This is a genomic window from Nostoc sp. 'Peltigera membranacea cyanobiont' 232 (assembly GCF_002245985.1).
In the GTDB taxonomy this organism is placed as follows: domain Bacteria; phylum Cyanobacteriota; class Cyanobacteriia; order Cyanobacteriales; family Nostocaceae; genus Nostoc.
On record NZ_NOLK01000030.1, the window covers coordinates 1 to 22,419 of the forward strand.

Sequence of the window (22,419 nt, forward strand, 5' to 3'; positions counted from 1 at the left end):
GAGGCGTTCCCACTGCTCCTGGTTGCGCCGTAAAGAAGTTTTGAGCAGCTTCATTCTGATATATACACCTAATATCAGGTTTGTCACTGTCTAAGTTACCAGTAAAGCCAAAGGTGTTCAGGCGATTTTTGCACTCATTTACCTGATCGGATGTCACTAGCTTGCGGTTCTCTAAAAGCGCCCAGTTATTTTGTCGGATCACGCATCCAGGACGCATACTCGGTTGGGCAACATAAACATTAAAAGGGTTGAGAGTAACGAAGAGTCTAGCGTCCATCACCATCGCGCTGGCTCCATACTGCACACAAATTTCAGGGTTTGGTGCTTTGGTGTCAATGAATTCGCGGGAAGCCACATTTGATGGGGCTAACGTAGTTGTAGAACTAAAAGCAATGCCAATTCCAATTCCTAAAATTAACACCCCTCCCATAATTGCGATGGTGAAGAGGTTAAACATAGGGGATTGGAAAATAGAGGGTTTAGAAGTAGTAGCCGATCTACCAGGGGGTTTACGTTTCATTGTTGCTTAATCACCTTCACGTCGATTTTGGAGGGAGTGGTCTAAAGTTTTCTCTCTATTTTCAGTATGCCTAGTCTTGACTGTAATTGCCTGCAATTTTCTGTGAGATATTCTTGTTAAATGAGAAAAATAATAACTTGTTTAGGTAACTTAGTATACGTAAATAAAGGTTGTGAATAAGCGGTTCTAGCCCTTAGTCCGAACCAATATTAGTTTTAAACTACTTAAAATACTTGATTTGCTTCTTGTTTGACCAAAATTTAAACCTTATCGTCTGTTGTTTATATCTTGAATAATTGGTGAGTATTTTCTTTATTTAGATGGTTAACGAATTGTTATTAGTTATGACTCTTTATCCTGTTTAAATTGCTTAATTGGCTTTATATTTTGCGACTACATTATACCATATTTTTGATTTTTGTCAGATAGTAATAATTGAATTTTCAAAATTAATGCAGTCAGAATGCTTTGATTCCCAGGCTTTTGTTGTTAATTTAAAATTTTTAGGATGAGATATTTTTGTTCCCCCTAGTAATTGATATGTCAAACAATGTAAATTAATACTTAATGAAATTTTGATAAGTAATAGAAAGCACGTGACATCTCAAAGAGCGCTACTTTCGGCCAAGAGGTTCAAAACTTCGCAACTCCAAATTTTCCTAGCTGATAGTCTGACTATTTTTTGGGGAGATTGGTTAGATTTACGTGTAAGAATCGTACAAGTTGCTGCATCAGGCTTAATATCCCCACTGATATATATTTTAGCTTTTGGTTTAGGTTTGGGTAGTTCCATCAAACCAGGCTCAGGGATTAGTGGTAACTATAATAACTATTTGGAATTCATATTACCGGGGATGGTAGCGCTATCGTCAATGACAATTAGCTTTGGTGGAACGACATTTTCGATTTGTGGAGACAGGCTATTTAGCAAAACCTTCGAGGAATTGCTGTTAACTCCCATACATCCCTTAGCGTTGCATATCGGAAAAATGCTAGCAGGAGTAGTACGGGGGTTGATGACATCTGGTTCTGTGATTTTGGTAGCGCTACTGTTGACTGGAAACTGGAATTTTCTCAACCCACTATTTTTACTGTTGGTAGTGCTAAATTGTTCGGTATTTGCTGGATTAGGGGTGATTGTAGGGTTGAGTGTGCGATCGCTCGAATCAGTCGGACTCTACAACAATTTTATAATTATCCCCATGTCATTCTTGGGGGCAACCTTCTTTGATCCTGGGACATTACCGGCTGCCCTAAAAATCGTAGTTTACCTGTTACCGTTAACCTACGCCAGCATCGGACTGCGTGCAGCAGCCCATTTACCCTTATCCCAGTTTCCTTGGTATACCATACCGATTTTGCTAGCGATCGCGATCGCGCTTTCTCTGTGGGGTGGGTATAAATTCGCTCACCAACAAGATTAAAACTTTCATTACAAACTGTGCTTTAACTGTTGAATTTTCTGTAAAATTTTTTCCCGATGCTGCATCAGCTTAATCCATCGGGGTAGGCGGCTAGCAAGACTGCCATTATGCCAGCCTAATGTGTCATTTGGCAAACGTTCTCGCAACCTTGATTGAACATAGCTTTCCAAGAAGTTCCAATGTGCTTTATTATACGCCCAAAGCACTTTACCGCAACAAGAGGTTTGTAACCACAAGGGCAAGCCAAAAAAATGGTCTAATATTTCATAGTCAGAATTACTTTTAGCCTTGTAATTATTTTGCCACAACGGCAATGTGGCTTTTCGCTTCCCATTCTTTGACTGTTGTTTTGTATAGCTACAATGCTGACAGGTAATTCTTTTGGTTTTCGACTCAGGGACTTCCAATTAAAAAAATATCCAATTTTGTAGGGTGCATTAGCGACAGCGTAACGCACCGCCAGATATCTCGGTGCGTTACGGCTTTCGCCTAACACACCCTACTGTATATTTTATTTTTTGGAAGTCCCTCAGATTATTGAAATGCTGATTGAATTGAGTCATTAGTCATTAGTTTTAAGCAAATGACTAATGACCAATGACCAAGGACTAACTAGCTAACAGAGTTTTTTCTAAAGAAGTCCAACGGAAAGAGCGATCGCCACCCATCTCAATTACTACTCTCACTCGTGGTTCTAACTGAGGCAAATTCGTTAAATACTCAAGTTCCTCATTGGAAAGAATATGCCCTTCAATAATCCACAAGACCAGCCCTTTTGATTTTGGTGGTAGTTGTTCTAGATGAGAACTGAGAATTGGTGGTAAATAGTACACTTGACCTACTGCCGCACCACTACCAGTACTTTTCTTACCAAGATGAGGAGGTCTGACTCCATGAATTCTTGTGAGATACGCAGCTATATCGCCCAGTCCCTTTGCAGTAATGTGGAGCGTAGTATAGCCAGCTGCGCGGAGTCGGCGCTGATATCGACCTTCATAACCCCCTTCCAGAGGTATATACACTCCAAGAGCGCCAAATTTTTCCAGATCGCGGATCAAACCGTTGCCAGTGGTAATTAGTGCCATAGATTTTCGTCGTTATCCCACTTAGATATCTCTATTATTTACCCTGAACCGATAGATTAAAATCATTTTGTTTGGGTATTAGGCATTAGCTATTCCCCCCGCTCCCCTGCTTCTTCCCCTACTCCCTAAAAATAGCTCTATAAATTACTGGACAAACATAAATAAATAATTTATATTATTAGATTGTGACCAAACACGCAAATTAGGTGGACATTTTACTGTCATTCTGAGGTAGTGTTAGCATTAAAAGCTGATGATTTAATCCAAATTGGATAATCTAACTCAGATTGCTCGTAGACTGGTAAACTAAGAAAGCTTTCAGGTCAACATTGGAACTTATGGATGAACAATCAAAGCTAATCCTAAGCTCCAGAGTAAATTTACTCCTGTGCCCCTGAAAAGGCAGGCGAAATCTTAAACAATAGTTTAAGGTATTTAAGGAAGTAAAACTGAGCAGCAATGTTGGTTTCATGGCATTACGTCAGTCTCAGTTAACGGATACTGGGTGGTAAAGACCGCTTAAGTCCAACTGCAACACGGCAGTAGCCAACCTCCGGGAAACCGTCTACAAGGGCGTATACCAATCGGAAAACCCGCCGACAGCGCTGCCTCCAGAAAGTGCCAAAGCAATTGCTTGGACGAAAGCATTGCTGCACACAGCTTAAAACTGTAGCGCCTTGCATTGATTCCAGAAGTTACTCCTTCCTAAAAAGAAGAGAATTGTAGCTGTTCTGGTGATCTATTGAGTGAAGCTAAACAGATTCACCAAGCAGTACGGACACGGTTTGTTGTGTCCCAAAAGCATTTGGATTGGTTTACTTAAGCCATTCCAAATTTCGCAGGCTAACCCAGCCTAAACTGATGCGTACAAAGCGTGTCCTCTAGAGTCCAATTCCAAGGTCAGCAAGTAGAAAGGAGAACCAGTTACTGTGTCTGTAGGTATTCTCGGCACCAAGCTGGGCATGACCCAAATATTTGACGAAGCAGGAGTAGCTATTCCTGTGACTGTCATTCAAGCAGGGCCATGCACCGTAACACAAGTTAAAACGAAACAAACCGACGGTTACTTTGCCATTCAAGTTGGTTTTGGCGAAGTTAAACCAAAGGCACTGAACAGACCACTATTGGGTCATTTAGCTAAATCATCTGCCCCAGCATTGCGTCACCTAAATGAATATCACACTGATAGTTCTAGTGATTATGCTTTAGGTCAACAGATTAAAGCAGATATTTTTAGTGCGGGTCAAATTGTCGATGTAGTCGGCACAAGCATCGGTCGCGGCTTTGCGGGGAACCAGAAGCGCAATAACTTTGGTCGTGGGCCTATGTCACACGGTTCCAAAAACCACAGAGCGCCAGGTTCTATTGGTGCTGGTACAACACCCGGTCGTGTCTATCCAGGTAAGCGGATGGCAGGACGTTTAGGTGGGAAACGCATCACAATCCGTAAGCTGACCATAGTGCGAGTTGATGCAGAACGCAATTTATTGCTAATTAAGGGAGCCATTCCTGGTAAACCAGGCGCTTTAGTAAGTGTTGTACCTGCAAAAGTAGTGGGATAGTCAAAAGTCATTAGTCAAAAGTCATTAGTCAGTAGTCATTGGCTAAGGACAAATGGCAAAAGACAAATGACAGATGACAAAGGACAAAGGACAAATAAGAAAGATGGTTGAAAGCGTAGTTAAAAATTGGCAAGGAGAACAGGTCGGCGAGACGACCTTCGAATTGCGCGTTGCCAAGGAAGAAACAGCGTCTCACATTGTACACCGCGCCTTGGTACGGCAATTGACTAATGCTCGTCAAGGAAATGCCAGTACAAAAACTCGTGCTGAAGTTAGAGGCGGGGGTCGTAAACCTTGGCGGCAAAAAGGTACTGGTCGCGCTCGTGCAGGGTCTATTCGTTCACCACTGTGGCGTGGTGGTGGTGTGATATTTGGGCCAAAGCCCAGAGACTTCGACCTTAAGTTGAACCGCAAAGAGCGACGTTTAGCGCTGCGGACAGCATTTGTCAGTCGCATTGATGACTTGATCGTAGTAGAAGAATTTAGCACCGAGCTATCTCGCCCGAAGACTAAAGACTTAGTAGCAGCACTTTCCCGTTGGGGAGTAGTGCCAGAGAGCAAGGCACTCTTAATTTTGTCTGAAATTGCGGATACAGATAACGTTTATTTGTCAGGCCGCAACATTGAAAATTTAAAACTAATTGCAGCCGACCAGTTAAATGTTTTTGATTTACTGCACGCTGACAAAATTGTAGTTACGGCATCAGCCCTAGAAAAAATTCAGGAGGTCTACAGTGCCTAGCTTTGACCCCCGCGATCTTGCCGACTTAGTACGTCGCCCAATCGTCACCGAAAAAGCGACCATCTTGATGGAGCAGAATAAGTACACCTTTGAAGTAATTCCAAAGGCATCTAAGCCAGAAATCAAGGCTGCGATCGAAGACTTATTTCAGGTCAAGGTTGTAAAAGTCAACACCACCTTACCACCACGTAAAAAGCGGCGCGTTGGTAAATTTATCGGTTATAAGCCCCAATATAAGCGAGCTATTGTTACAGTCGCACCTGGGGATGAAGACAAGATTAGACAAGTTCTATTCCCAGAAGTCTAGGAATTTTAGATTTTAGATTTTAGATTGAGGAGTTGACTGAATAAACACCAAAGATGGTCGCAATTAGTTAAACACTCATTAAATCCAAAATTCAAAATCCGAAATTAAGTAAATCAAAAATCCAAAATCCAAAATAGATTATGGGTACTCGTTCTTACCGCCCTTATACCCCCAGCACTCGCCAAGTTACAGTTTCTGACTTTGCGGAAATCACAAAAACCGAGCCAGAAAAATCCCTAACTACCTCAAAGCATCGCGCCAAAGGTCGGAATAATACCGGGCGGATTACCAGTCGTCGCCGGGGTGGCGGACACAAACAACTTTACCGGATCATCGATTTTAAAAGGGATAAACATAATATTCCTGCCAAAGTCGCAGCAATTGAATACGATCCAAACCGCAATGCCCGAATTGCCCTTTTGTATTACCAAGATGGCGAAAAACGGTACATTCTTCATCCCAACGGATTGAAGGTTGGAACAATAATTATTTCTGGCCCTGAATCTCCTTTTGAAGATGGTAATGCTTTACCTCTATCAAGGATTCCCTTGGGTACTAGCGTTCACAACGTAGAAATGACTCCTGGTAAAGGTGGCCAAATAGTGCGGGCTGCTGGTGCTAGCGCTCAAGTTGTGGCAAAAGAAGGTGATTATGTAACTCTCAAGTTGCCTTCAGGAGAAGTCCGCTTAATTCGGCGCGAATGCTACGCCACTATTGGGCAAGTAGGCAACACCGATGCGAGAAACCTGAGCGCAGGTAAAGCAGGACGAAATCGCTGGAAAGGTCGCCGTCCGAAGGTTAGGGGTAGCGTCATGAACCCAGTGGATCACCCACATGGTGGTGGTGAAGGTAGAGCGCCTATCGGGAGATCGGGGCCTGTTACACCTTGGGGTAAACCCACATTGGGCGCGAAGACACGCAATCGCAAGAAACTTAGCAGTAAATTCATTGTGCGTCGTCGCCGGAAGTCTTCTAAACGCGGTCGCGGTGGTCGTGAGTCTTAAAGAGTTGGGAGTTAAGAGTTATGAGTTGAGAGTAAAATCTAACTTCTAATTCCTCACTCCTCACTACTAATTTCTAAATCCTAAATCCAAAATTGAACTATGGGTCGTTCTCTAAAAAAAGGTCCTTTCGTTGCGGATCATCTCTTAAAAAAAATTGAAAAGCTCAACGACAATAACAGAAAAGAAGTTATTAAAACTTGGTCAAGAGCTTCGACAATTTTGCCCCTAATGGTAGGTCATACCATAGCTGTTCACAACGGACGACAACACGTTCCAGTTTTTGTAAACGAACAGATGGTAGGACACAAGTTGGGTGAATTTGCCCCGACACGCACCTACAGGGGTCATGGAAAAAGCGACAAAAAAGCGGGTAGGTAGTCATTAGTTATTAGTCATTTAGTCATTAGCTAAAGACAAGTGACAAGTGACAAATGACAAATGACAAAATTGGAGAAAATTATGGCTACTAATACTACTGAAGTAAAAGCGATCGCTCGTTTTATCCGCATCTCGGCCTACAAAGTGCGTCGGGTACTCGATCAAATCCGGGGGCGATCGTACCGAGAAGCGTTAATCATCCTGGAATTCATGCCCTATCGCGCCACTGAACCCATATTGAAGGTTCTCAGAAGCGCTGCCGCCAATGCTGAACACAACGCTGGGTTAGACCGGACTAAATTAGTGATTACTCAGGCTTACGCCGATCAAGGGCCACCGTTGAAGCGGTTCCAGCCAAGAGCGCAAGGTCGAGCTTACCAAATTCGCAAGCCGACGTGTCATATTACTGTGGCTGTTGGAGCCGCCCCAGAAAAATAAGCACGCTTACACGAATAAATTACGTAAAGTAAGAAATCTTAGAGGAAGCATTCGTGGGACAGAAGATTCATCCAGTTGGTTTTCGCCTGGGTATTACACATGAACACCAATCCCGTTGGTTTGCTGTTCCTGACCGCTATCCAGAACTTTTACAAGAAGACTACAAACTCCGTCAATACATAGAACAAAAGCTGGGTAGACAGGCTCAAAACAACGCCGGTATTTCCGAAGTGCGGATTGAGCGCAAAGCCGACCAAATCGACTTAGAAGTCCGCACAGCTAGACCCGGTGTAGTAGTAGGACGTGGTGGACAAGGCATCGAATCCTTGCGTACCGGACTCCAAGGACTGTTGGGTAGTAATCGCCAAATTCGCATTAATGTAGTTGAAGTTCAACGAGTTGATGCTGATGCCTATCTAATTGCCGAATACATTGCTCAACAATTGGAACGTCGGGTTTCCTTTCGGCGGGTAGTGCGGCAATCAATTCAGCGTGCCCAACGTGCTGGTGTCCAAGGGATTAAAATCCAAGTTAGCGGCCGGCTCAACGGAGCAGAAATTGCCCGGACAGAGTGGACTCGTGAAGGTAGAGTACCTTTACATACCTTACGGGCTGACATTGACTACTCTTATTGCACAGCAAAAACTGTTTACGGCATTTTGGGCATCAAAGTATGGGTCTTTAAGGGAGAAATTATTCCTGGACAGGAACCAGATCCGCTACCACCAGCAAGCCGCGATCGCGAACGAGATCCCCGCGATCGCGATCGTGAACCCCGTCGCCGTCAACAACAACGTCGTCGCCAGCAATTTGAAGACCGCTCAAATGAAGGGTAAACGGGGACTGGGGAATGGGGACTGGGGACTGGGTAAGAATTCTCAATCCCCAATCCCTAATTCCCAATCCCTAATCCCCAGTACCTAGTACCTAGTAGCCAATCATGTTAAGCCCTAGAAGAACTAAATTCCGCAAACAACAGCGCGGACGGATGGAGGGACTAGCCACCCGTGGTAGCACCCTCAACTTCGGTGATTTTGCACTCCAAGCACAAGAACCTGCTTGGATTACCTCCCGGCAAATCGAGGCTTCTCGTCGGGCAATGACTCGTTATATTCGTCGGGGTGGACAAATCTGGATTCGGATTTTCCCTGATAAACCTGTAACCATGCGTCCTGCTGAAACCCGGATGGGTTCCGGTAAAGGTAATCCAGAGTTTTGGGTAGCGGTAGTCAAGCCAGGACGGATTTTGTTTGAAATCGGCGGAGTGACTGAAGAAATCGCCCGGGAAGCTATGCGTTTAGCTTCATTTAAACTGCCTATAAAAACCAAGTTTATTGTGCGCCCTCAACCACAGGAGCAGGAGTAGCTTATGCCTCTTCCCAATATTTCAGAAGCTAGAGAATTAAGTGACGAAAAGCTCTCTGATGAAATTGTCGCCATCAAAAGACAACTATTTCAGTTGCGCTTGCAAAAAGCGACAAGACAATTAGAAAAGCCCCACCAGTTCAGACAGGCTCGACATCGCCTAGCCCAATTGCTGACATTAGAAACAGAACGCAAACGGGCAGCAAGTCAATCGGCTAAAGAAGAAAAGTAGGAGATTATGGCAGTTAAAGAACGAGTTGGCTTGGTAGTGAGCGATAAAATGCAAAAAACTGTGGTAGTTGCCATAGAAAACCGCGCTCCTCACCCCAAGTACGGCAAAATTGTGGTTAACACCCAACGATATAAAGTTCACGACGAAGAAAATAAGTGTAAAGTAGGCGATCGCGTTCGCATTCAGGAAACTAGACCCCTGAGCAAAACCAAGCGCTGGAAAATCACAGAAGTCCTGAACGTCAAGCCCGCTTAAACCTCATCGTTGTTAGAAACTAACAACACCACAAGGGAGAATAATTGTGATTCAACCCCAGACTTATTTAAATGTCGCAGATAATAGCGGCGCTCGTAAACTAATGTGCATCCGCGTCTTAGGTGGAGGCAACCGCCGTTATGGTTTTATCGGTGATAAAATTATCGCTGTTGTCAAAGATGCTACACCCAACATGGCTGTAAAAAAGTCTGATGTTGTGGAAGCAGTAATTGTCCGCACTCGGAAAGCCGTATCTCGTGACAGTGGCATGAGTATTCGCTTTGATGATAATGCTGCTGTGATTATCAACAAAGACGGTAATCCCAGAGGCACACGGGTTTTTGGCCCAGTTGCCCGGGAACTGCGCGATAAAAACTTTACCAAAATTGTTTCTCTGGCTCCGGAGGTGCTTTAATGGCAACCAAACAAGGTACGCCCAAAGTATTCCACAAAATGCACGTCAAAACTGGCGACACCGTACAAGTGATTGCTGGTAAAGACAAAGGAAAAATTGGTGAAATTGTCCAGGCACTTCCCCAACTGAGTAAAGTCATCGTCAAAGGTGTCAACATCAAGACCAAGCACGTCAAACCCCAGCAAGAAGGGGAATCAGGGCGAATTATCACCCAAGAATTCCCAATTCATAGCTCCAACGTCATGCTTTATTCAACTAAGCAAAACGTTGCCAGTCGTGTTTGTTATACCTTTACTTCAGAAGGGAAAAAAGTCAGAAAACTTAAAAAAACTGGCGAAATTCTGGATAAATAGTCATTGGTCATTAGTCATTAGTCATTAGTAATAAAGACAAAGGACAAATAACAAAGGACAATAAAAGTTCCCTGACCAAGCCCAGGGATATCAGGACAAAAAACTATGGCAGCAACAAGACTCAAAAGCTTATATCAAGAGACAATCGTCCCCAAACTGATCAATCAGTTTCAATATACCAACGTTCATCAAGTACCGAAGTTGGTAAAGGTTACTATTAACCGAGGTTTGGGTGAAGCTGCTCAAAACGCCAAGTCACTGGAAGCATCCATCAACGAAATTGCGCTTGTCACCGGTCAAAAACCAGTGGTAACGCGGGCGAAAAAGGCGATCGCTGGCTTTAAGATTCGTCAAGGGATGCCCGTCGGGATCATGGTTACTCTGAGATCCGAGCGGATGTATGCCTTTTTCGACCGGCTGGTTAGCCTATCACTGCCCAGAATTCGAGATTTTCGCGGCGTTAGCCCTAAAAGCTTTGACGGACGGGGTAACTATACTCTGGGTGTAAGAGAACAGCTAATTTTTCCAGAAGTCGAATACGACAGCGTTGATCAAGTGCGTGGGATGGATATTTCCATCATCACCACAGCAAAAAATGACGAAGAGGGTCGCGCCTTACTTAAAGAATTAGGAATGCCCTTTCGCGATCAGTAAGTTCATCTATAGAGGGAACGATGGCGGCTAACGACACAATTGCAGATATGCTGACGCGCATCCGCAATGCCAACCTGGCGCGGCATCAAACTACACAAGTGCCAGCGACAAAAATGACCCGCAGCATTGCCAAAGTGCTACGGGAGGAAGGCTTTATTGCTGAAATCGAAGAAGCAGAAGAAGGGGTAAAACACAACCTAGTGATTTCCCTGAAATATAAAGGTAAGAATCGTCAGCCTCTAATCACCGCCTTAAAGCGAGTGAGTAAGCCAGGCTTGCGTGTTTATTCCAATAGAAAAGAATTACCAAGAGTACTAGGCGGCATTGGCATTGCCATTATTTCTACATCCAGTGGGATTATGACTGACCGCGAAGCGCGTCGTCAAAACTTGGGTGGCGAAGTGCTTTGTTACGTTTGGTAGTCATTGGTCATTAGTCGTTTGTCATTAGTCATTAGTCATTGGTCATTTGTCTTAAGCAAAGGACAAAGGACAAAAGACAAAGGATAAATAACAAAAGGCAAAGGACAAATAACAAAGGACAAAAAGTAATGTCTCGTATTGGTAAACGTCCAATTACTATTCCCGCCAAAGTTCAAGTGGCGATCGATGGTACGAATATTGTAGTGAAAGGGCCCAAAGGAGAACTTTCTCGCACTCTCAGAGATAATGTCTCACTCTCTCAAGAGGGAGAAATATTACACGTAAATCGTCGGGATGAAACTCGGACATCGAAGCAACTCCACGGCTTGAGCCGCACTTTAGTTGCCAACATGGTCGAGGGAGTATCCCTTGGTTTTCAGCGCCGTTTGGAAATCCAAGGTGTTGGTTACAGGGCACAACTTCAAGGGCGTAACCTAGTTTTAAACATGGGTTACAGCCATCAGGTGCAAATTGAACCACCAGAAGGAATTCAGTTTGCAGTCGAAGGCACCACTAACGTAATTGTTAGCGGCTACGACAAAGAAATTGTAGGTAACACAGCCGCAAAAATTCGCGCCGTTCGTCCACCAGAACCTTACAAAGGTAAAGGCATTCGCTATGCCGGTGAAGTGGTAAGACGTAAGGCTGGTAAGACTGGTAAGGGTGGTAAGAAGTAGAAATGAAACTTACTCGTAGAGAATCAAAAAACCGTCGTCATCGCCGCGTTCGTGGCAAAGTTGTTGGCTCCCCAGAACGTCCGCGTTTAGCAGTATTCCGTTCTAATGAGCATATTTATGCCCAGGTAATTGATGATAGTCAGCATCAAACCATAGTGGCAGCATCGACTTTAGAACCAGATTTGAAATCTAGTTTAGCGTCAGGTGCAAACCGCGACGCATCGGTGCAAGTTGGTAAATTGATCGCAGTGCGATCGCTAGAAAAAGGCATCACTAAAGTAGTCTTCGATCGCGGTGGTAACTTATATCATGGTCGTGTCAAAGCCCTAGCTGATGCAGCCCGCGAAGCTGGTTTAGATTTCTAAAGTCATTGGTCATTAGTCATTAGTCATTGGACAAATGACAAAAGACGAATGACAAATGACAAAAGACAAATGACGTTCACCAGAGCATAAATTATGGCAACAGAGCGTAAAAGTAGAACAAAGCGTGCCAAAAAAGAAGAAACTACTTGGCAAGAGCGGGTTATCCAAATCCGCCGGGTGAGTAAGGTCGTTAAAGGTGGTAAAAAACTCAGCTTCCGAGCGATCGTTGTCGTTGGTAACGAACGCGGTCAAGTTGGTGTCGGAGTAGGCAAAGCTTCAGATGTAATTGGCGCTGTCAAAAAAGGCGTAGCTGACGGCAAAAAACACCTCATTGATATCCCAATCACCAAATCCAACTCCATCCCCCATCCTATTGATGGTGTCGGTGGCGGTGCAAAAGTGATTATGCGTCCAGCTTCACCTGGTACTGGGGTAATTGCGGGTGGTGCTGTGCGAACTGTGTTGGAATTAGCAGGAGTTCGTAACGTTTTAGCCAAGCAACTTGGTTCCAACAATCCGCTCAACAATGCTAGAGCGGCAGTCAATGCCTTATCTACATTGCGGACTCTTTCTGAAGTCGCTGAAGATCGCGGTATTCCTATTCAAAATCTCTACATCTAATTTAGTCATTAGTCATTGGTCATTAGGAGCCACTGCGTTGCGGGGGTTCCCCCTGTTGAAGTGGCGTTCATTAGTGAATGACAAATGACTAACGACAAATGACAAACGACAAATGAGAACTTGATAACTTATGAGACTCCATGATGTTAAGCCGCAAAAAGGCTCAAAGAAACGCAAGAAGCGTGTAGGCAGAGGTATTTCTGCCGGTCAAGGTGCTAGTGCTGGTCTAGGTATGCGGGGTCAAAAATCTCGTTCTGGTAGCGGTACTCGACCCGGTTTTGAAGGTGGTCAACAGCCATTGTACCGCCGCTTACCTAAGCTGAAAGGCTTTCCAATTGTTAATCAGAAGATTTACACTACGATTAATGTAGAGAAGCTAGCCTCCCTTCCCGCTAATACAGAAGTCACTTTGACCTCCTTGAAAGCCGCAGGTATCCTGACTGCTGTCAAAGGGCCACTGAAAATTTTAGGTAACGGCGAATTGAGCATTCCGCTCAAGGTACAAGCGGCAGCTTTCACAGGTACAGCTCGGAGCAAAATTGAGGCAGCTGGTGGTAGTTGTGAAGTCTTATGAGTGAGCCGGAACAGCGCACTTAAATGGAAACCAACTCGCTGTCAGCGCCTGGTTCACTATAAAGGTAGCACTCTATGATCAGTCGAGACAAAGCCCCAACGGCTCAAGAAACTTTTATGCAGATGGCACAAGCAGCCGGGCTTAGAGGTAGGCTGCTTGTCACTGTTGGTGTTTTAATTTTGGTTCGCCTGGGAATTTTCCTGCCCGTACCAGGGATTGATAGAGGGCGGTTTCACGATGCCATATCGGGCAACAATTCCATCTTCGGTTTATTGGATATATTTTCTGGGCGCGGACTTTCGACTTTGGGAGTCTTTGCTTTAGGGATTTTACCTTTCATTAATGCGTCCATTATCATCCAATTGCTCACTGCGGCAATTCCTTCTTTAGAAAATTTACAGAAAAATGAAGGCGAAGCGGGTCGGCGGAAAATATCGCAAATTACCCGCTACGTAACTGTATGTTGGGCAATTATCCAAAGTACAGCTTTTTCGGCATTATTCCTCCAGCAATTTGCCTTAAAGCCAGGGCCAATCTTTGTAGCTGAAACCGCGATCGCTCTGACAGCTGGTTCCATGTTCGTCATGTGGGCATCAGAACTAATTACAGAGCGTGGGATTGGAAATGGTGCATCATTGTTGATTTTTGTCAACATTGTCGCGTCGTTACCAAAAGCTTTAGGCGATACTATCGATTTGGTACAAGTCGGCGGTCGGGAAACAGTCGGTCGCGTCATAGTCCTAATCTTAGTTTTCCTGGCAACCATTGTTGGTATTGTGGTTGTCCAAGAAGGAATGCGCCGCATCCCGATTATTTCGGCTCGTCGCCAAGTAGGTCGCCGAGTTTTGGCAGAGCAACGGAGCTTTTTACCATTGCGGCTAAATCAAGGCGGCGTAATGCCAATTATCTTTGCCGCAGCCATCCTCAGTTTGCCACTGCTGATTGCAAATTTTGCCAAGAATGCTGAATTGGCAAATATAATTAACACTTATTTGAGTCCAAGCGGTTCTGGCTCTTGGGTCTATGCTTTGGTTTACATGATTTCCATCATTTTCTTCAGCTACTTCTATTCTTCGTTGATTCTCAACCCAGTAGATGTGGCGCAGAATTTGAAGAAAATGGGTTCTAGTATTCCTGGTATTCGTCCCGGCAAAGCAACTAGTGAGTATATCGAGCGTGTATCAAACCGACTCACCTTTTTGGGCGCTATCTTTTTGGGCTTGGTTGCGATTATCCCAACAGGTGTAGAAAGTGCTTTAGGAGTACCCACATTTAAGGGACTAGGTGCTACCTCTCTGTTAATTTTAGTGGGTGTGGCGATTGATACGGCAAGGCAAATCCAAACTTACGTGATCTCTCAGCGTTATGAAGGAATGGTGAAACAATAGTGACGCGACTAATCTTCTTGGGGCCACCTGGGGCTGGTAAAGGAACACAAGCTCAAGCATTGGCGGAACACTTGAATATTCCCCATATTTCTACTGGGGAAATCTTAAGACAAGCCATGAAAGAGCAAACTCCTTTGGGAATCAAAGCTCAAAACTATGTAAATAGCGGTGAGTTAGTCCCCGACCAGCTAGTGCAGGACTTGGTACAGGAGCGCCTCAACCAGCCAGATGCAGAAAATGGTTGGATTCTTGATGGTTTTCCCCGCAAAGTGACGCAAGCGGCTTTTCTAGAAGAATTGCTAGAAACAATACATCAGAGTGGTGAAAGAGTAGTCAATCTTGATGCACCAGATGATGTTGTGGTAGAGCGTTTGCTAGCTAGAGGGCGAAAAGATGATACCGAAGAGGTAATTCGTCGGCGGTTACAAGTGTACCGCGATGAAACTGCACCTTTAATTGATTATTATCGCGATCGCCAAAAACTCTTAACAGTAAACGGCAATCAGTCCCAAGAAGAAGTCACTAGTGAACTGCAAAAGGTAATCGCTTGAGGATAAGGGGGATGAGGAGGATGAGGGACATGAGGGAGCAGGGGTAAATAACCAATGCCCAATGCCCAATGCCCCCTCCCAAGAAACAGATCAATTTTAGCTAAGATATATTAATAAACTGTTGATATATTTCTTAAAATGTGTTCTCTTGCAGATGAAGTGCTGCAAGAGAAGACGAAATTGTTGAGTTGAGGAAAAAACAAATTGTCTAAGCAAGATTTGATTGAAATGGAAGGCACGGTTACAGAGTCCTTGCCCAATGCGATGTTTCGCGTTGACTTGGACAATGGATTTAACGTGCTAGCTCACATTTCCGGCAAGATTCGCCGCAATTATATCAAGATTTTGCCTGGCGATCGCGTCAAGGTAGAGTTAACTCCTTATGACTTGACCAAAGGTCGAATCACCTACCGCTTGCGTAAGAAGTAAATGCAACTAAAATCTTCATCGGAGGTAAGTAAATTATTGACTAAGCCAGAAGCCATTCAAATGGAAGGCAGCGTTACAGAGTTATTACCTCGTGACAGCTTTCTAGTTAAAAGGGATGATGGCTCAATCGTAAATGCTCATAAGTTCCGAGTTCAATTAGACAATGGCGATTCTGTCTTGGTATATCTTCCCGTGAGCCGTCAATATATCAAGATTGTGCCTGGCGATCGCGTCAAGGTAAAGTTAACTCCTTATGACTTGACCAAAGGCAGAATTACCTATCGCTTGCGTAAGAAGTAACTATATGTAGATGTAGAGAAGTTTACCATAAAACCATCTTTTTGACTGTTTGCTAGTCAATTTAGTGGATTGTTTTCCCTCAAAATGCTATAATTTAATATTTGGAGTCAAAAAATAAAAGGCATGAAAGTTAGAGCCTCAGTCAAGAAAATCTGTGAAAAGTGTAGCGTGATCAAACGTCGTGGTCGCGTCATGGTGATCTGCGTGAACCCCAAGCACAAGCAACGTCAAGGATAACGCTCTTATCAACAGGGTGAGTTGTACACGCATATCATCATTAAAAACGAAAAGACGCGATTAATCACGTTTTTCCAACCAACAGTAATTGCGAAAACAATAGGGAGAGTTCATTGTGGCACGTATTGCCGGAGTAGACCTTCCACGCGATAAGCGCGTTGAAATCGGTCTGACTTATATCTATGGAATTGGTTTATCACGCGCTCAAGAAATTATAGCGGCTACTGGTGTGAACCCAGACACCCGCGTTAAGGACTTAAGTGATGCCGATGTGACAGCCCTGCGAGGCGAAATAGAAACCAACTATCAAGTTGAAGGCGACTTGCGGCGCTTGGAGTCTTTGAACATCAAGCGCTTAGTTGACATTGGTACTTACAGAGGTCGTCGTCATCGTATGGGCTTACCAGTCAGAGGACAAAGAACTCGCACCAATGCCAGAACCCGTCGAGGTAGAAGGCAGACAGTGGCTGGTAAGAAGAAGGCTCCAGGGAAATAAATTTGCAACACTTGCTAATCAGAGCAAGTTTTACCTTAAATCAACAAAACAAGTATGGCGAGACAACCAACTAAAAAATCCGGGAGCAAGAAGCAGAAACGGAATGTACCCAGTGGGATGGCCTACATCCAGTCTACTTTCAACAATAGCATTGTCACCATTACCGATCAGAATGGAGATGTCATCTCCTGGGCTAGTGCTGGTTCTAGCGGTTTTAAGGGAGCAAAAAAGGGAACTCCCTTTGCAGCGCAAACAGCTGCTGAAAGTGCAGCCCGTAGAGCCATCGATCAAGGAATGCGCCAAATCGAGGTAATGGTCAGTGGGCCAGGAGCAGGTAGAGAAACCGCTATCCGGGCACTTCAAGGAGCAGGACTGGAAATTACACTCATTCGGGATATTACCCCCATTCCTCACAATGGTTGCCGTCCACCCAAGCGCCGTCGAGTTTAAATACTAGGACTTGGGCATTGAGGACAATAAGCTACAACCAAAGAAAGTAAAGTTACTTGCAATGACCAATTGGGCGGATAACGTGCACACTGTCATTGGGTGAAAACTTGGGCGACCAAAAGCGAATCAGATTTTTCCGTAAGGAAAGCTGTTAAACTTCGGGAACCCAAAATATTATTAGCGCCTGAAAGCTCAATAGGAGCGTCAAACTATATCGTAATCTCATACTAATAGTTTGATAGACCTATAACCTACAGGACATAAATTCAATTCGGGAGGCAATTGATTTGTCTGCTAGCAGCACCTTAGAAAAAGGGAGGCTCATCCGTGGCGCAGTTTCAGATTGAATGTGTAGAGTCGAATACTGAAGAAAGCCGGAACCATTACAGTAAATTTGTTCTGGAACCTCTAGAACGCGGTCAAGGAACAACAGTTGGCAACGCACTGCGGCGGGTTTTACTGTCTAACCTAGAAGGTACAGCAGTTACAGCAGTGCGGATTGCAGGTGTTTCACACGAGTTTGCCACAGTTCCGGGCGTGCGGGAAGATGTACTGGAAATCCTCATGAAAATGAAGGAAGTTATCCTCAAAAATTATTCCTCGCAGCCTCAGATTGGTAGATTACTCGTTAGCGGACCAACAACAATTACTGCGGCACATTTTGATTTGCCCAGTGAAGTAGAAGTTATCGATCCGACTCAGTATGTAGCCACCATCGCTGAGGGTGGAAAGCTAGAAATGGAATTTCGGATCGAGAAAGGCAAAGGCTATCGCACCGTTGAGCGAGGACGTGAGGAAGCTACATCGTTAGACTTTCTCCAAATCGACTCGATATTTATGCCGGTGCGAAAAGTCAACTATAGTGTTGAAGAATCTCGTGGGGAAGGCTTGATTCCAAAAGACCGACTACTGTTGGAAGTTTGGACAAATGGCAGTATTTCTCCTCAAGAAGCACTATCTTCTGCTGCTGGGATCTTGGTAGATTTATTCAACCCGTTGAAAGACATCTCCCTGGAACCAACAGACACAGGTTCCGATATTCCAGACGATCCAACTGCCCAGATACCCATCGAAGAGTTGCAACTTTCTGTGCGGGCATATAACTGTCTCAAACGGGCACAAGTTAACTCTGTGGCAGATTTGTTGGATTATACCCAAGAAGACCTCTTAGAAATTAAGAACTTTGGGCAGAAGTCAGCAGAAGAAGTTGTGGAAGCTTTGCAGCGTCGCTTGGGCATCACCCTGCCAATGGAAAGAGGCTCTAAACACCCTTAAGAAAAACCTTCATAATTCATAGTGCATAATTATGCGTCACCGTTGTCGCGTCAAAAAACTCAGTAAACCAGCCGATCAACGCCGTGCTTTACTGCGATCGCTCACCACCGAGCTGATCCGTCATGGTAAGATCACCACCACTTTAATTAGAGCGAAAGTTCTGCGAAGTGAAGTGGAAAAAATGATCACTCTAGCTAAAAATGGCTCCCTGGCAGCACGCCGCGAAGCCCTTGGCTATATCTTCGACAAACAATTGGTTCATGCTCTATTTGAGCAAGTTCCAACTCGATATGGTAATCGTCAGGGCGGTTATACCCGCATCCTGCATACCGTACCGCGTCGGGGCGATAATGCAAAAATGGCAATAATTGAATTGGTTTAAGTCATTTAGTCATTAGTCATTGGTCATTAGTGAATAACAAAGGACAAATGATGAAGGACAAATGACAAAGGACAAAATCTGTATGTTAGAAAGCCCCCAGCCGACACAAACTCATCGAGTAGCCTTGGTAATTCAATACCTAGGCACTCATTTTCATGGCTGGCAACGGCAAAAAAAACAACGGACAGTCCAAGAAGAGATAGAAAGAGCGATCGCGACTATTCTTGGGCATCATGTAACACTACATGGTGCTGGACGAACCGATTCTGGAGTTCATGCTGCTGCTCAAGTAGCCCATTTTGAAGCTACAGGTTTAATTCCGCCTCACAAGTGGGCAACAATCCTCAACAGCTATCTGCCGCCAGATATATTAATCAGGGCTTCAGCTAGTGTAGATAATCGTTGGCACGCTCGTTTTAGTGCAGCCTATCGACGATATCGCTACACAATATACACTGAAGATCGGCTTAACTTGTTTGTAAGACCCTTCAGTTGGCATTATTATTATGCACCCCTGGATGAATCTTTAATCCAAGCTGCCTTGAAACCTCTCTTAGGAAAGCATCACTTAGCTGCTTTTCATCGTGCAGGCTCAAAGCGATCGCATTCCTGGGTAGAGGTGCAAGCAGCAGAGTGTCGTCGCAGTGGGCCATTTATCCATATTGAAATACAGGCAGATGGATTTTTGTATGGCATGGTACGGCTGTTGGTAGGGATGTTGGTACAGGTGGGTTCTGGACAACGGACACTTTCTAGCTTCACCGAACTCTGGAAAGAACAACGCCGGGAAGAAGTGAAACACGCCGCCCCGCCTCAAGGCTTGTGCTTGTTGCGAGTCGGCTATCCAGATTTTCCCTTTTCAAAAGAGATTTGGTACGACACCTTACCAAAGTTCGTCACTAGTCAAGAGTCATTAGTCATTGGTTCTTAGTAATGATAAATGACAAAAGACAAATGACTAATGACAAATTAAAAATGACAAAGGACAAATAACAAATGACAACAGTTAAAACATACCTTCCTTCTCAAGCGTCGATTGAGCGTGAGTGGTACATAGTAGATGCCACCGATAAACGCCTCGGTCGCCTCGCTAGTGAAATCGCCCAGGTTTTAAGAGGCAAAAAGAAACCCCAATATACACCCCACTTGGATACAGGTGACTTCGTAATCGTCATCAATGCTGAGAAAGTCGCAGTCACAGGCAAAAAGCGCACTCAAAAGCTTTACCGTCGCCATTCTGGTCGTCCCGGTGGGATGAAAACGGAAACTTTCGCTAAACTGCAACAGCGCGTACCAGAGCGAATTTTAGAACAGGCTGTTAAAGGTATGCTACCTAAGAATAGCCTGGGTAAGCAGTTGTTCACCAAGCTGAAAGTCTACGCTGGGCCTACCCATCCCCACGATGCTCAACAACCTAAAGAACTAAAAGTTAGTACAATTCCTGGAGAAGAAAATTAATGGTAGTAGCAGATGCCAATAGCGGTCGCGCCGTATACTGGGGTACTGGCCGCCGGAAGAACGCAGTAGCACGGGTACGCTTGGTTCCAGGCACCGGTCAACTGACTGTCAACGGTAAAGATGGAAACTTGTATTTCCAATTTAACCCCAACTACCTGGGAGTCATTAAAGCTCCTCTGGAAACTCTGGGATTAGAAAATGAATATGACATTTTGGTGAAAGCAGAAGGCGGTGGCTTGACCGGACAGGCTGATTCTGTTCGTTTGGGTGTTGCTCGTGCTTTGTGCCAACTAGACCCAGACAACCGCCCACCTTTGAAAACCGAAGGTTATTTGACTCGCGATCCCAGAGCAAAAGAGCGGAAGAAATATGGTTTACATAAAGCCCGGAAAGCGCCTCAGTACTCTAAGCGTTAAGCGATTGGGGACTGGGTATTGGGTACTGGGTACTGGATATTGGAGATTAGGTATTGAGAATTGGGGAAAGTCCGTTGTTTATTTACATCTTTCCCAGTCCCCAATCCCTAGTCCCCAGTCCCTAATCCCTAGCGCCAATTGAACGCTGAAAGTTATAATTTATATAGATTCATCCCACAAAAGACAATGGCTAAAGCTGATATTCATCCTAAATGGTATCCAGATGCTAAAGTTTACTGCAACGGTCAAGTTGTTATGACCATTGGCTCTACTAAGCCAGAATTGCACGTAGATGTTTGGTCTGGAAACCACCCCTTTTACACCGGCACTCAGAAGATTATTGACACTGAGGGTCGAGTTGAGCGTTTCCTCCGCAAGTACGGCATGAGCAGCACTCAAACATCTGGCGACGAACAAACCAAAAAGTAGCGGGTTGGCTCTGCTGTTAACGACGGCCCTGCATCAGCTGGGTCGATTGTCATTTATATGCTCGAGCCAATCTGTTATTTTTTAAGGAGCGATCGCACTCGTCATGGCTGAATCATACTTACTGGACAAACTAAAATCCGTTGAACAAACCTTTAATGAGTTAACACGTCGTCTTGGCGACCCCGATACCGCTAGCAATCCTGATGAATATCAAGAAATTGCTAAGTCTCGTTCTTCTTTGGAAGAGGTGGTTAATACTTATGAAATTTGGAAAACAGCCCAAGAAGACTTGATAGGGGCGCGTCAAGTTTACAAAGAATCTGCAAGTGACCCAGAGTTGCAAGAAATGGCATCACTGGAAGTAAAGGAACTTGAAGAAAAAATAGAATATTTAGAGTCTCGCTTGAAAGTCTTGCTGCTACCACGCGACCCCAATGATGAAAAGAATATCATGTTGGAAATTCGCGCTGGTACTGGTGGCGATGAAGCAAGTATCTGGGCTGGCGATTTGATGCAGATGTACACCCGCTATGCCCAAACTCAAGGTTGGAAAGTTTCTCTAGTGAGCGAATCTCGTGGAGAAATGGGTGGCTGGAAAGAGGTCATTTTAGAAATTAAAGGTAATGACGTTTACAGCCAGTTAAAGTTTGAAGCTGGAGTGCATCGCGTGCAGCGCGTGCCGGCAACTGAATCTGGGGGACGGGTTCATACTTCTACAGCTACCGTGGCGATTATGCCAGAGGTGGATGATGTGGAAATTCACATTGACCCGAAAGATATTGAAATGACTACAGCCCGTTCTGGCGGTGCTGGTGGACAAAACGTCAACAAGGTGGAAACAGCCGCCGACTTGATGCACAAACCGACGGGGATACGCATTTTCTGTACAGAAGAACGCAGCCAGTTGCAAAACAAAGAACGGGCGATGCAAATTCTGCGGGCGAAGTTGTATGAGATGAAGTTACGCGAACAACAGGAAGCTGTAACTTCTATGCGGCGATCGCAAGTTGGTACAGGATCGCGATCGGAAAAAATTCGCACCTATAATTATAAAGATAACCGCGCTACCGATCATCGGTTAGGTCAGAATTATTCTCTTAACCCTGTTTTGGATGGTGATTTAGAGACGCTGATCCAATCTTGTATATCTCTAGACCAACAGGAACGTCTCGCGGAGTTAGCGACTTCTGCCGCTAACTAATTTTTGCTGTTAAT

The 22,419-nt window shown here is 44.6% G+C and carries 37 protein-coding genes; 33 read left to right on the forward strand and 4 right to left on the reverse strand.

Annotated elements, in window-relative coordinates; genetic code table 11:
• Positions 1–520 (reverse strand): DUF3172 domain-containing protein (locus CDG79_RS12630; RefSeq protein ID WP_143855472.1); only part of this gene is annotated, 520 nt, incomplete at its 3' end.
• Between the two features lie 596 nt (positions 521–1,116).
• On the opposite strand from CDG79_RS12630, the gene CDG79_RS12635 reads away from it, so the two are divergent.
• Positions 1,117–1,944: an ABC transporter permease gene (locus tag CDG79_RS12635; protein ID WP_094342448.1), complete on the forward strand. Its 828-nt coding sequence runs from the start codon at positions 1,117–1,119 to the stop codon at positions 1,942–1,944.
• Positions 1,945–1,952: 8 nt separating this feature from the next.
• Here CDG79_RS12635 and CDG79_RS12640 read toward each other — a convergent pair whose 3' ends face one another.
• The 3 genes from CDG79_RS12640 to CDG79_RS43650 all read right to left on the reverse strand — a co-directional run bounded on the left by CDG79_RS12640 (position 1,953) and on the right by CDG79_RS43650 (position 3,712).
• On the reverse strand, positions 1,953–2,351 hold the full coding sequence (locus tag CDG79_RS12640) for a hypothetical protein (RefSeq protein WP_143855473.1): 399 nt from the start codon (positions 2,349–2,351) through the stop codon (positions 1,953–1,955).
• Between the two features lie 201 nt (positions 2,352–2,552).
• Positions 2,553–3,029 carry an NAD(P)H-quinone oxidoreductase subunit N gene (locus CDG79_RS12645; RefSeq protein WP_094328464.1) on the reverse strand — a complete coding sequence of 159 codons (477 nt, stop codon included), beginning with the start codon at positions 3,027–3,029 and terminating at the stop codon, positions 2,553–2,555.
• 491 nt (positions 3,030–3,520) lie between these two features.
• Positions 3,521–3,712, reverse strand: coding sequence for a hypothetical protein (locus CDG79_RS43650; RefSeq protein WP_223278116.1), 192 nt, complete (start codon positions 3,710–3,712; stop codon positions 3,521–3,523).
• Between the two features lie 246 nt (positions 3,713–3,958).
• Between CDG79_RS43650 and rplC the strand changes: the two genes are divergently transcribed.
• From rplC to prfA, 32 genes are all read left to right on the forward strand, one after another.
• Complete coding sequence (gene rplC / locus CDG79_RS12650; protein ID WP_094342450.1) at positions 3,959–4,591, forward strand: 50S ribosomal protein L3; 633 nt, start codon at positions 3,959–3,961, stop codon at positions 4,589–4,591.
• 103 nt (positions 4,592–4,694) lie between these two features.
• Positions 4,695–5,333 (forward strand): 50S ribosomal protein L4, encoded by a 639-nt coding sequence (gene rplD, locus CDG79_RS12655; RefSeq protein ID WP_094342451.1) that lies wholly within the window; start codon positions 4,695–4,697, stop codon positions 5,331–5,333.
• Positions 5,326–5,640, forward strand: coding sequence for a 50S ribosomal protein L23 (locus CDG79_RS12660; protein WP_069070779.1), 315 nt, complete (start codon positions 5,326–5,328; stop codon positions 5,638–5,640). The genes rplD and CDG79_RS12660 overlap by 8 nt, the downstream gene beginning before the upstream one ends.
• A 140-nt stretch (positions 5,641–5,780) precedes the next feature.
• Positions 5,781–6,644, forward strand: a complete 864-nt coding sequence (rplB, locus tag CDG79_RS12665; protein WP_094342452.1) for a 50S ribosomal protein L2 — start codon at positions 5,781–5,783, stop codon at positions 6,642–6,644.
• 99 nt (positions 6,645–6,743) lie between these two features.
• Positions 6,744–7,022 carry a 30S ribosomal protein S19 gene (gene rpsS / locus CDG79_RS12670; RefSeq protein WP_012410721.1) on the forward strand — a complete coding sequence of 93 codons (279 nt, stop codon included), beginning with the start codon at positions 6,744–6,746 and terminating at the stop codon, positions 7,020–7,022.
• 81 nt (positions 7,023–7,103) lie between these two features.
• On the forward strand, positions 7,104–7,460 hold the full coding sequence (gene rplV / locus CDG79_RS12675) for a 50S ribosomal protein L22 (RefSeq protein WP_094328495.1): 357 nt from the start codon (positions 7,104–7,106) through the stop codon (positions 7,458–7,460).
• A gap of 53 nt (positions 7,461–7,513) precedes the next feature.
• On the forward strand, positions 7,514–8,296 hold the full coding sequence (rpsC, locus tag CDG79_RS12680) for a 30S ribosomal protein S3 (protein WP_094342453.1): 783 nt from the start codon (positions 7,514–7,516) through the stop codon (positions 8,294–8,296).
• Positions 8,297–8,400: 104 nt separating this feature from the next.
• Positions 8,401–8,826 carry a 50S ribosomal protein L16 gene (rplP, locus tag CDG79_RS12685; protein ID WP_094328458.1) on the forward strand — a complete coding sequence of 142 codons (426 nt, stop codon included), beginning with the start codon at positions 8,401–8,403 and terminating at the stop codon, positions 8,824–8,826.
• Between the two features lie 3 nt (positions 8,827–8,829).
• Entirely contained in the window at positions 8,830–9,057 is a 228-nt protein-coding gene (rpmC, locus tag CDG79_RS12690; RefSeq protein WP_094342454.1) for a 50S ribosomal protein L29, read from the forward strand.
• 6 nt (positions 9,058–9,063) lie between these two features.
• The gene (gene rpsQ, locus CDG79_RS12695; RefSeq protein WP_094328457.1) at positions 9,064–9,312 is read left to right on the forward strand and encodes a 30S ribosomal protein S17; all 249 of its coding nucleotides are present in this window, start codon (positions 9,064–9,066) and stop codon (positions 9,310–9,312) included.
• A gap of 46 nt (positions 9,313–9,358) precedes the next feature.
• Complete coding sequence (gene rplN, locus CDG79_RS12700) at positions 9,359–9,727, forward strand: 50S ribosomal protein L14 (protein ID WP_012410715.1); 369 nt, start codon at positions 9,359–9,361, stop codon at positions 9,725–9,727.
• Complete coding sequence (gene rplX / locus CDG79_RS12705; protein ID WP_094342455.1) at positions 9,727–10,080, forward strand: 50S ribosomal protein L24; 354 nt, start codon at positions 9,727–9,729, stop codon at positions 10,078–10,080. Before rplN ends, rplX begins: the two co-directional genes overlap by 1 nt.
• A gap of 105 nt (positions 10,081–10,185) precedes the next feature.
• Positions 10,186–10,734 carry a 50S ribosomal protein L5 gene (gene rplE, locus CDG79_RS12710; RefSeq protein ID WP_094342456.1) on the forward strand — a complete coding sequence of 183 codons (549 nt, stop codon included), beginning with the start codon at positions 10,186–10,188 and terminating at the stop codon, positions 10,732–10,734.
• 20 nt (positions 10,735–10,754) lie between these two features.
• Positions 10,755–11,156 carry a 30S ribosomal protein S8 gene (gene rpsH, locus CDG79_RS12715; protein WP_012410712.1) on the forward strand — a complete coding sequence of 134 codons (402 nt, stop codon included), beginning with the start codon at positions 10,755–10,757 and terminating at the stop codon, positions 11,154–11,156.
• Positions 11,157–11,284: 128 nt separating this feature from the next.
• Entirely contained in the window at positions 11,285–11,833 is a 549-nt protein-coding gene (rplF, locus tag CDG79_RS12720; RefSeq protein WP_094328455.1) for a 50S ribosomal protein L6, read from the forward strand.
• A 2-nt stretch (positions 11,834–11,835) separates the two neighbouring features.
• Positions 11,836–12,198, forward strand: a complete 363-nt coding sequence (gene rplR / locus CDG79_RS12725; RefSeq protein WP_094328454.1) for a 50S ribosomal protein L18 — start codon at positions 11,836–11,838, stop codon at positions 12,196–12,198.
• Between the two features lie 93 nt (positions 12,199–12,291).
• Positions 12,292–12,819 (forward strand): 30S ribosomal protein S5, encoded by a 528-nt coding sequence (gene rpsE / locus CDG79_RS12730; protein ID WP_094328453.1) that lies wholly within the window; start codon positions 12,292–12,294, stop codon positions 12,817–12,819.
• A gap of 130 nt (positions 12,820–12,949) precedes the next feature.
• Positions 12,950–13,393 carry a 50S ribosomal protein L15 gene (rplO, locus tag CDG79_RS12735; protein WP_094328452.1) on the forward strand — a complete coding sequence of 148 codons (444 nt, stop codon included), beginning with the start codon at positions 12,950–12,952 and terminating at the stop codon, positions 13,391–13,393.
• Between the two features lie 74 nt (positions 13,394–13,467).
• Positions 13,468–14,781, forward strand: coding sequence for a preprotein translocase subunit SecY (gene secY / locus CDG79_RS12740; RefSeq protein WP_094328451.1), 1,314 nt, complete (start codon positions 13,468–13,470; stop codon positions 14,779–14,781).
• On the forward strand, positions 14,781–15,332 hold the full coding sequence (locus tag CDG79_RS12745; RefSeq protein ID WP_094342457.1) for an adenylate kinase: 552 nt from the start codon (positions 14,781–14,783) through the stop codon (positions 15,330–15,332). The genes secY and CDG79_RS12745 overlap by 1 nt, the downstream gene beginning before the upstream one ends.
• Positions 15,333–15,536: 204 nt before the next feature.
• Complete coding sequence (infA, locus tag CDG79_RS12750; RefSeq protein ID WP_006276978.1) at positions 15,537–15,761, forward strand: translation initiation factor IF-1; 225 nt, start codon at positions 15,537–15,539, stop codon at positions 15,759–15,761.
• Positions 15,762–16,061 carry a translation initiation factor IF-1 gene (infA, locus tag CDG79_RS12755; RefSeq protein WP_442946196.1) on the forward strand — a complete coding sequence of 100 codons (300 nt, stop codon included), beginning with the start codon at positions 15,762–15,764 and terminating at the stop codon, positions 16,059–16,061.
• A 123-nt stretch (positions 16,062–16,184) separates the two neighbouring features.
• Complete coding sequence (rpmJ, locus tag CDG79_RS12760) at positions 16,185–16,298, forward strand: 50S ribosomal protein L36 (protein WP_012410705.1); 114 nt, start codon at positions 16,185–16,187, stop codon at positions 16,296–16,298.
• Positions 16,299–16,413: 115 nt separating this feature from the next.
• Complete coding sequence (gene rpsM, locus CDG79_RS12765; RefSeq protein WP_094328449.1) at positions 16,414–16,794, forward strand: 30S ribosomal protein S13; 381 nt, start codon at positions 16,414–16,416, stop codon at positions 16,792–16,794.
• A gap of 54 nt (positions 16,795–16,848) precedes the next feature.
• Positions 16,849–17,244, forward strand: coding sequence for a 30S ribosomal protein S11 (rpsK, locus tag CDG79_RS12770; protein ID WP_012410703.1), 396 nt, complete (start codon positions 16,849–16,851; stop codon positions 17,242–17,244).
• Between the two features lie 327 nt (positions 17,245–17,571).
• A complete protein-coding gene (locus CDG79_RS12775; protein ID WP_094328448.1) occupies positions 17,572–18,519 on the forward strand; it encodes a DNA-directed RNA polymerase subunit alpha in 948 nt (315 codons plus the stop codon).
• 31 nt (positions 18,520–18,550) lie between these two features.
• Positions 18,551–18,901, forward strand: coding sequence for a 50S ribosomal protein L17 (rplQ, locus tag CDG79_RS12780; RefSeq protein ID WP_094342458.1), 351 nt, complete (start codon positions 18,551–18,553; stop codon positions 18,899–18,901).
• Positions 18,902–18,983: 82 nt separating this feature from the next.
• Positions 18,984–19,832 carry a tRNA pseudouridine(38-40) synthase TruA gene (gene truA / locus CDG79_RS12785; protein WP_094342459.1) on the forward strand — a complete coding sequence of 283 codons (849 nt, stop codon included), beginning with the start codon at positions 18,984–18,986 and terminating at the stop codon, positions 19,830–19,832.
• Between the two features lie 65 nt (positions 19,833–19,897).
• Complete coding sequence (gene rplM, locus CDG79_RS12790; RefSeq protein WP_094342460.1) at positions 19,898–20,359, forward strand: 50S ribosomal protein L13; 462 nt, start codon at positions 19,898–19,900, stop codon at positions 20,357–20,359.
• Positions 20,359–20,775 (forward strand): 30S ribosomal protein S9, encoded by a 417-nt coding sequence (gene rpsI / locus CDG79_RS12795; RefSeq protein WP_012410698.1) that lies wholly within the window; start codon positions 20,359–20,361, stop codon positions 20,773–20,775. Before rplM ends, rpsI begins: the two co-directional genes overlap by 1 nt.
• Before the next feature lie 186 nt (positions 20,776–20,961).
• A complete protein-coding gene (rpmE, locus tag CDG79_RS12800) occupies positions 20,962–21,204 on the forward strand; it encodes a 50S ribosomal protein L31 (RefSeq protein ID WP_012410697.1) in 243 nt (80 codons plus the stop codon).
• Positions 21,205–21,307: 103 nt separating this feature from the next.
• Entirely contained in the window at positions 21,308–22,405 is a 1,098-nt protein-coding gene (gene prfA / locus CDG79_RS12805; protein WP_094342461.1) for a peptide chain release factor 1, read from the forward strand.
• The last annotated feature ends 14 nt before the right edge of the window (positions 22,406–22,419 follow it).

Excerpts from the sequence above, each read along its gene's own strand:
- rplF (WP_094328455.1), top strand. The coding sequence starts at position 11,285 with ATGTCTCGTATTGGTAAACGTCCAATTACTATTCCCGCCAAAGTTCAA.
- CDG79_RS43650 (WP_223278116.1), bottom strand. The coding sequence starts at position 3,712 with ATGCAAGGCGCTACAGTTTTAAGCTGTGTGCAGCAATGCTTTCGTCCA.
- rpsQ (WP_094328457.1), top strand. The coding sequence starts at position 9,064 with ATGGCAGTTAAAGAACGAGTTGGCTTGGTAGTGAGCGATAAAATGCAA.
- rplX (WP_094342455.1), top strand. The coding sequence starts at position 9,727 with ATGGCAACCAAACAAGGTACGCCCAAAGTATTCCACAAAATGCACGTC.
- truA (WP_094342459.1), top strand. The coding sequence starts at position 18,984 with ATGTTAGAAAGCCCCCAGCCGACACAAACTCATCGAGTAGCCTTGGTA.
- rplP (WP_094328458.1), top strand. The coding sequence starts at position 8,401 with ATGTTAAGCCCTAGAAGAACTAAATTCCGCAAACAACAGCGCGGACGG.
- rplE (WP_094342456.1), top strand. The coding sequence starts at position 10,186 with ATGGCAGCAACAAGACTCAAAAGCTTATATCAAGAGACAATCGTCCCC.
- rpsS (WP_012410721.1), top strand. The coding sequence starts at position 6,744 with ATGGGTCGTTCTCTAAAAAAAGGTCCTTTCGTTGCGGATCATCTCTTA.
- prfA (WP_094342461.1), top strand. The coding sequence starts at position 21,308 with ATGGCTGAATCATACTTACTGGACAAACTAAAATCCGTTGAACAAACC.
- CDG79_RS12645 (WP_094328464.1), bottom strand. The coding sequence starts at position 3,029 with ATGGCACTAATTACCACTGGCAACGGTTTGATCCGCGATCTGGAAAAA.
- rpmE (WP_012410697.1), top strand. The coding sequence starts at position 20,962 with ATGGCTAAAGCTGATATTCATCCTAAATGGTATCCAGATGCTAAAGTT.
- rplR (WP_094328454.1), top strand. The coding sequence starts at position 11,836 with ATGAAACTTACTCGTAGAGAATCAAAAAACCGTCGTCATCGCCGCGTT.
- rplD (WP_094342451.1), top strand. The coding sequence starts at position 4,695 with ATGGTTGAAAGCGTAGTTAAAAATTGGCAAGGAGAACAGGTCGGCGAG.
- secY (WP_094328451.1), top strand. The coding sequence starts at position 13,468 with ATGATCAGTCGAGACAAAGCCCCAACGGCTCAAGAAACTTTTATGCAG.
- rplB (WP_094342452.1), top strand. The coding sequence starts at position 5,781 with ATGGGTACTCGTTCTTACCGCCCTTATACCCCCAGCACTCGCCAAGTT.
- infA (WP_442946196.1), top strand. The coding sequence starts at position 15,762 with ATGCAACTAAAATCTTCATCGGAGGTAAGTAAATTATTGACTAAGCCA.
- rplO (WP_094328452.1), top strand. The coding sequence starts at position 12,950 with ATGAGACTCCATGATGTTAAGCCGCAAAAAGGCTCAAAGAAACGCAAG.
- rpsI (WP_012410698.1), top strand. The coding sequence starts at position 20,359 with ATGGTAGTAGCAGATGCCAATAGCGGTCGCGCCGTATACTGGGGTACT.
- rplV (WP_094328495.1), top strand. The coding sequence starts at position 7,104 with ATGGCTACTAATACTACTGAAGTAAAAGCGATCGCTCGTTTTATCCGC.
- rpmC (WP_094342454.1), top strand. The coding sequence starts at position 8,830 with ATGCCTCTTCCCAATATTTCAGAAGCTAGAGAATTAAGTGACGAAAAG.
- rpsE (WP_094328453.1), top strand. The coding sequence starts at position 12,292 with ATGGCAACAGAGCGTAAAAGTAGAACAAAGCGTGCCAAAAAAGAAGAA.
- rplM (WP_094342460.1), top strand. The coding sequence starts at position 19,898 with ATGACAACAGTTAAAACATACCTTCCTTCTCAAGCGTCGATTGAGCGT.
- rpsK (WP_012410703.1), top strand. The coding sequence starts at position 16,849 with ATGGCGAGACAACCAACTAAAAAATCCGGGAGCAAGAAGCAGAAACGG.
- rpsH (WP_012410712.1), top strand. The coding sequence starts at position 10,755 with ATGGCGGCTAACGACACAATTGCAGATATGCTGACGCGCATCCGCAAT.
- rplQ (WP_094342458.1), top strand. The coding sequence starts at position 18,551 with ATGCGTCACCGTTGTCGCGTCAAAAAACTCAGTAAACCAGCCGATCAA.
- rpmJ (WP_012410705.1), top strand. The coding sequence starts at position 16,185 with ATGAAAGTTAGAGCCTCAGTCAAGAAAATCTGTGAAAAGTGTAGCGTG.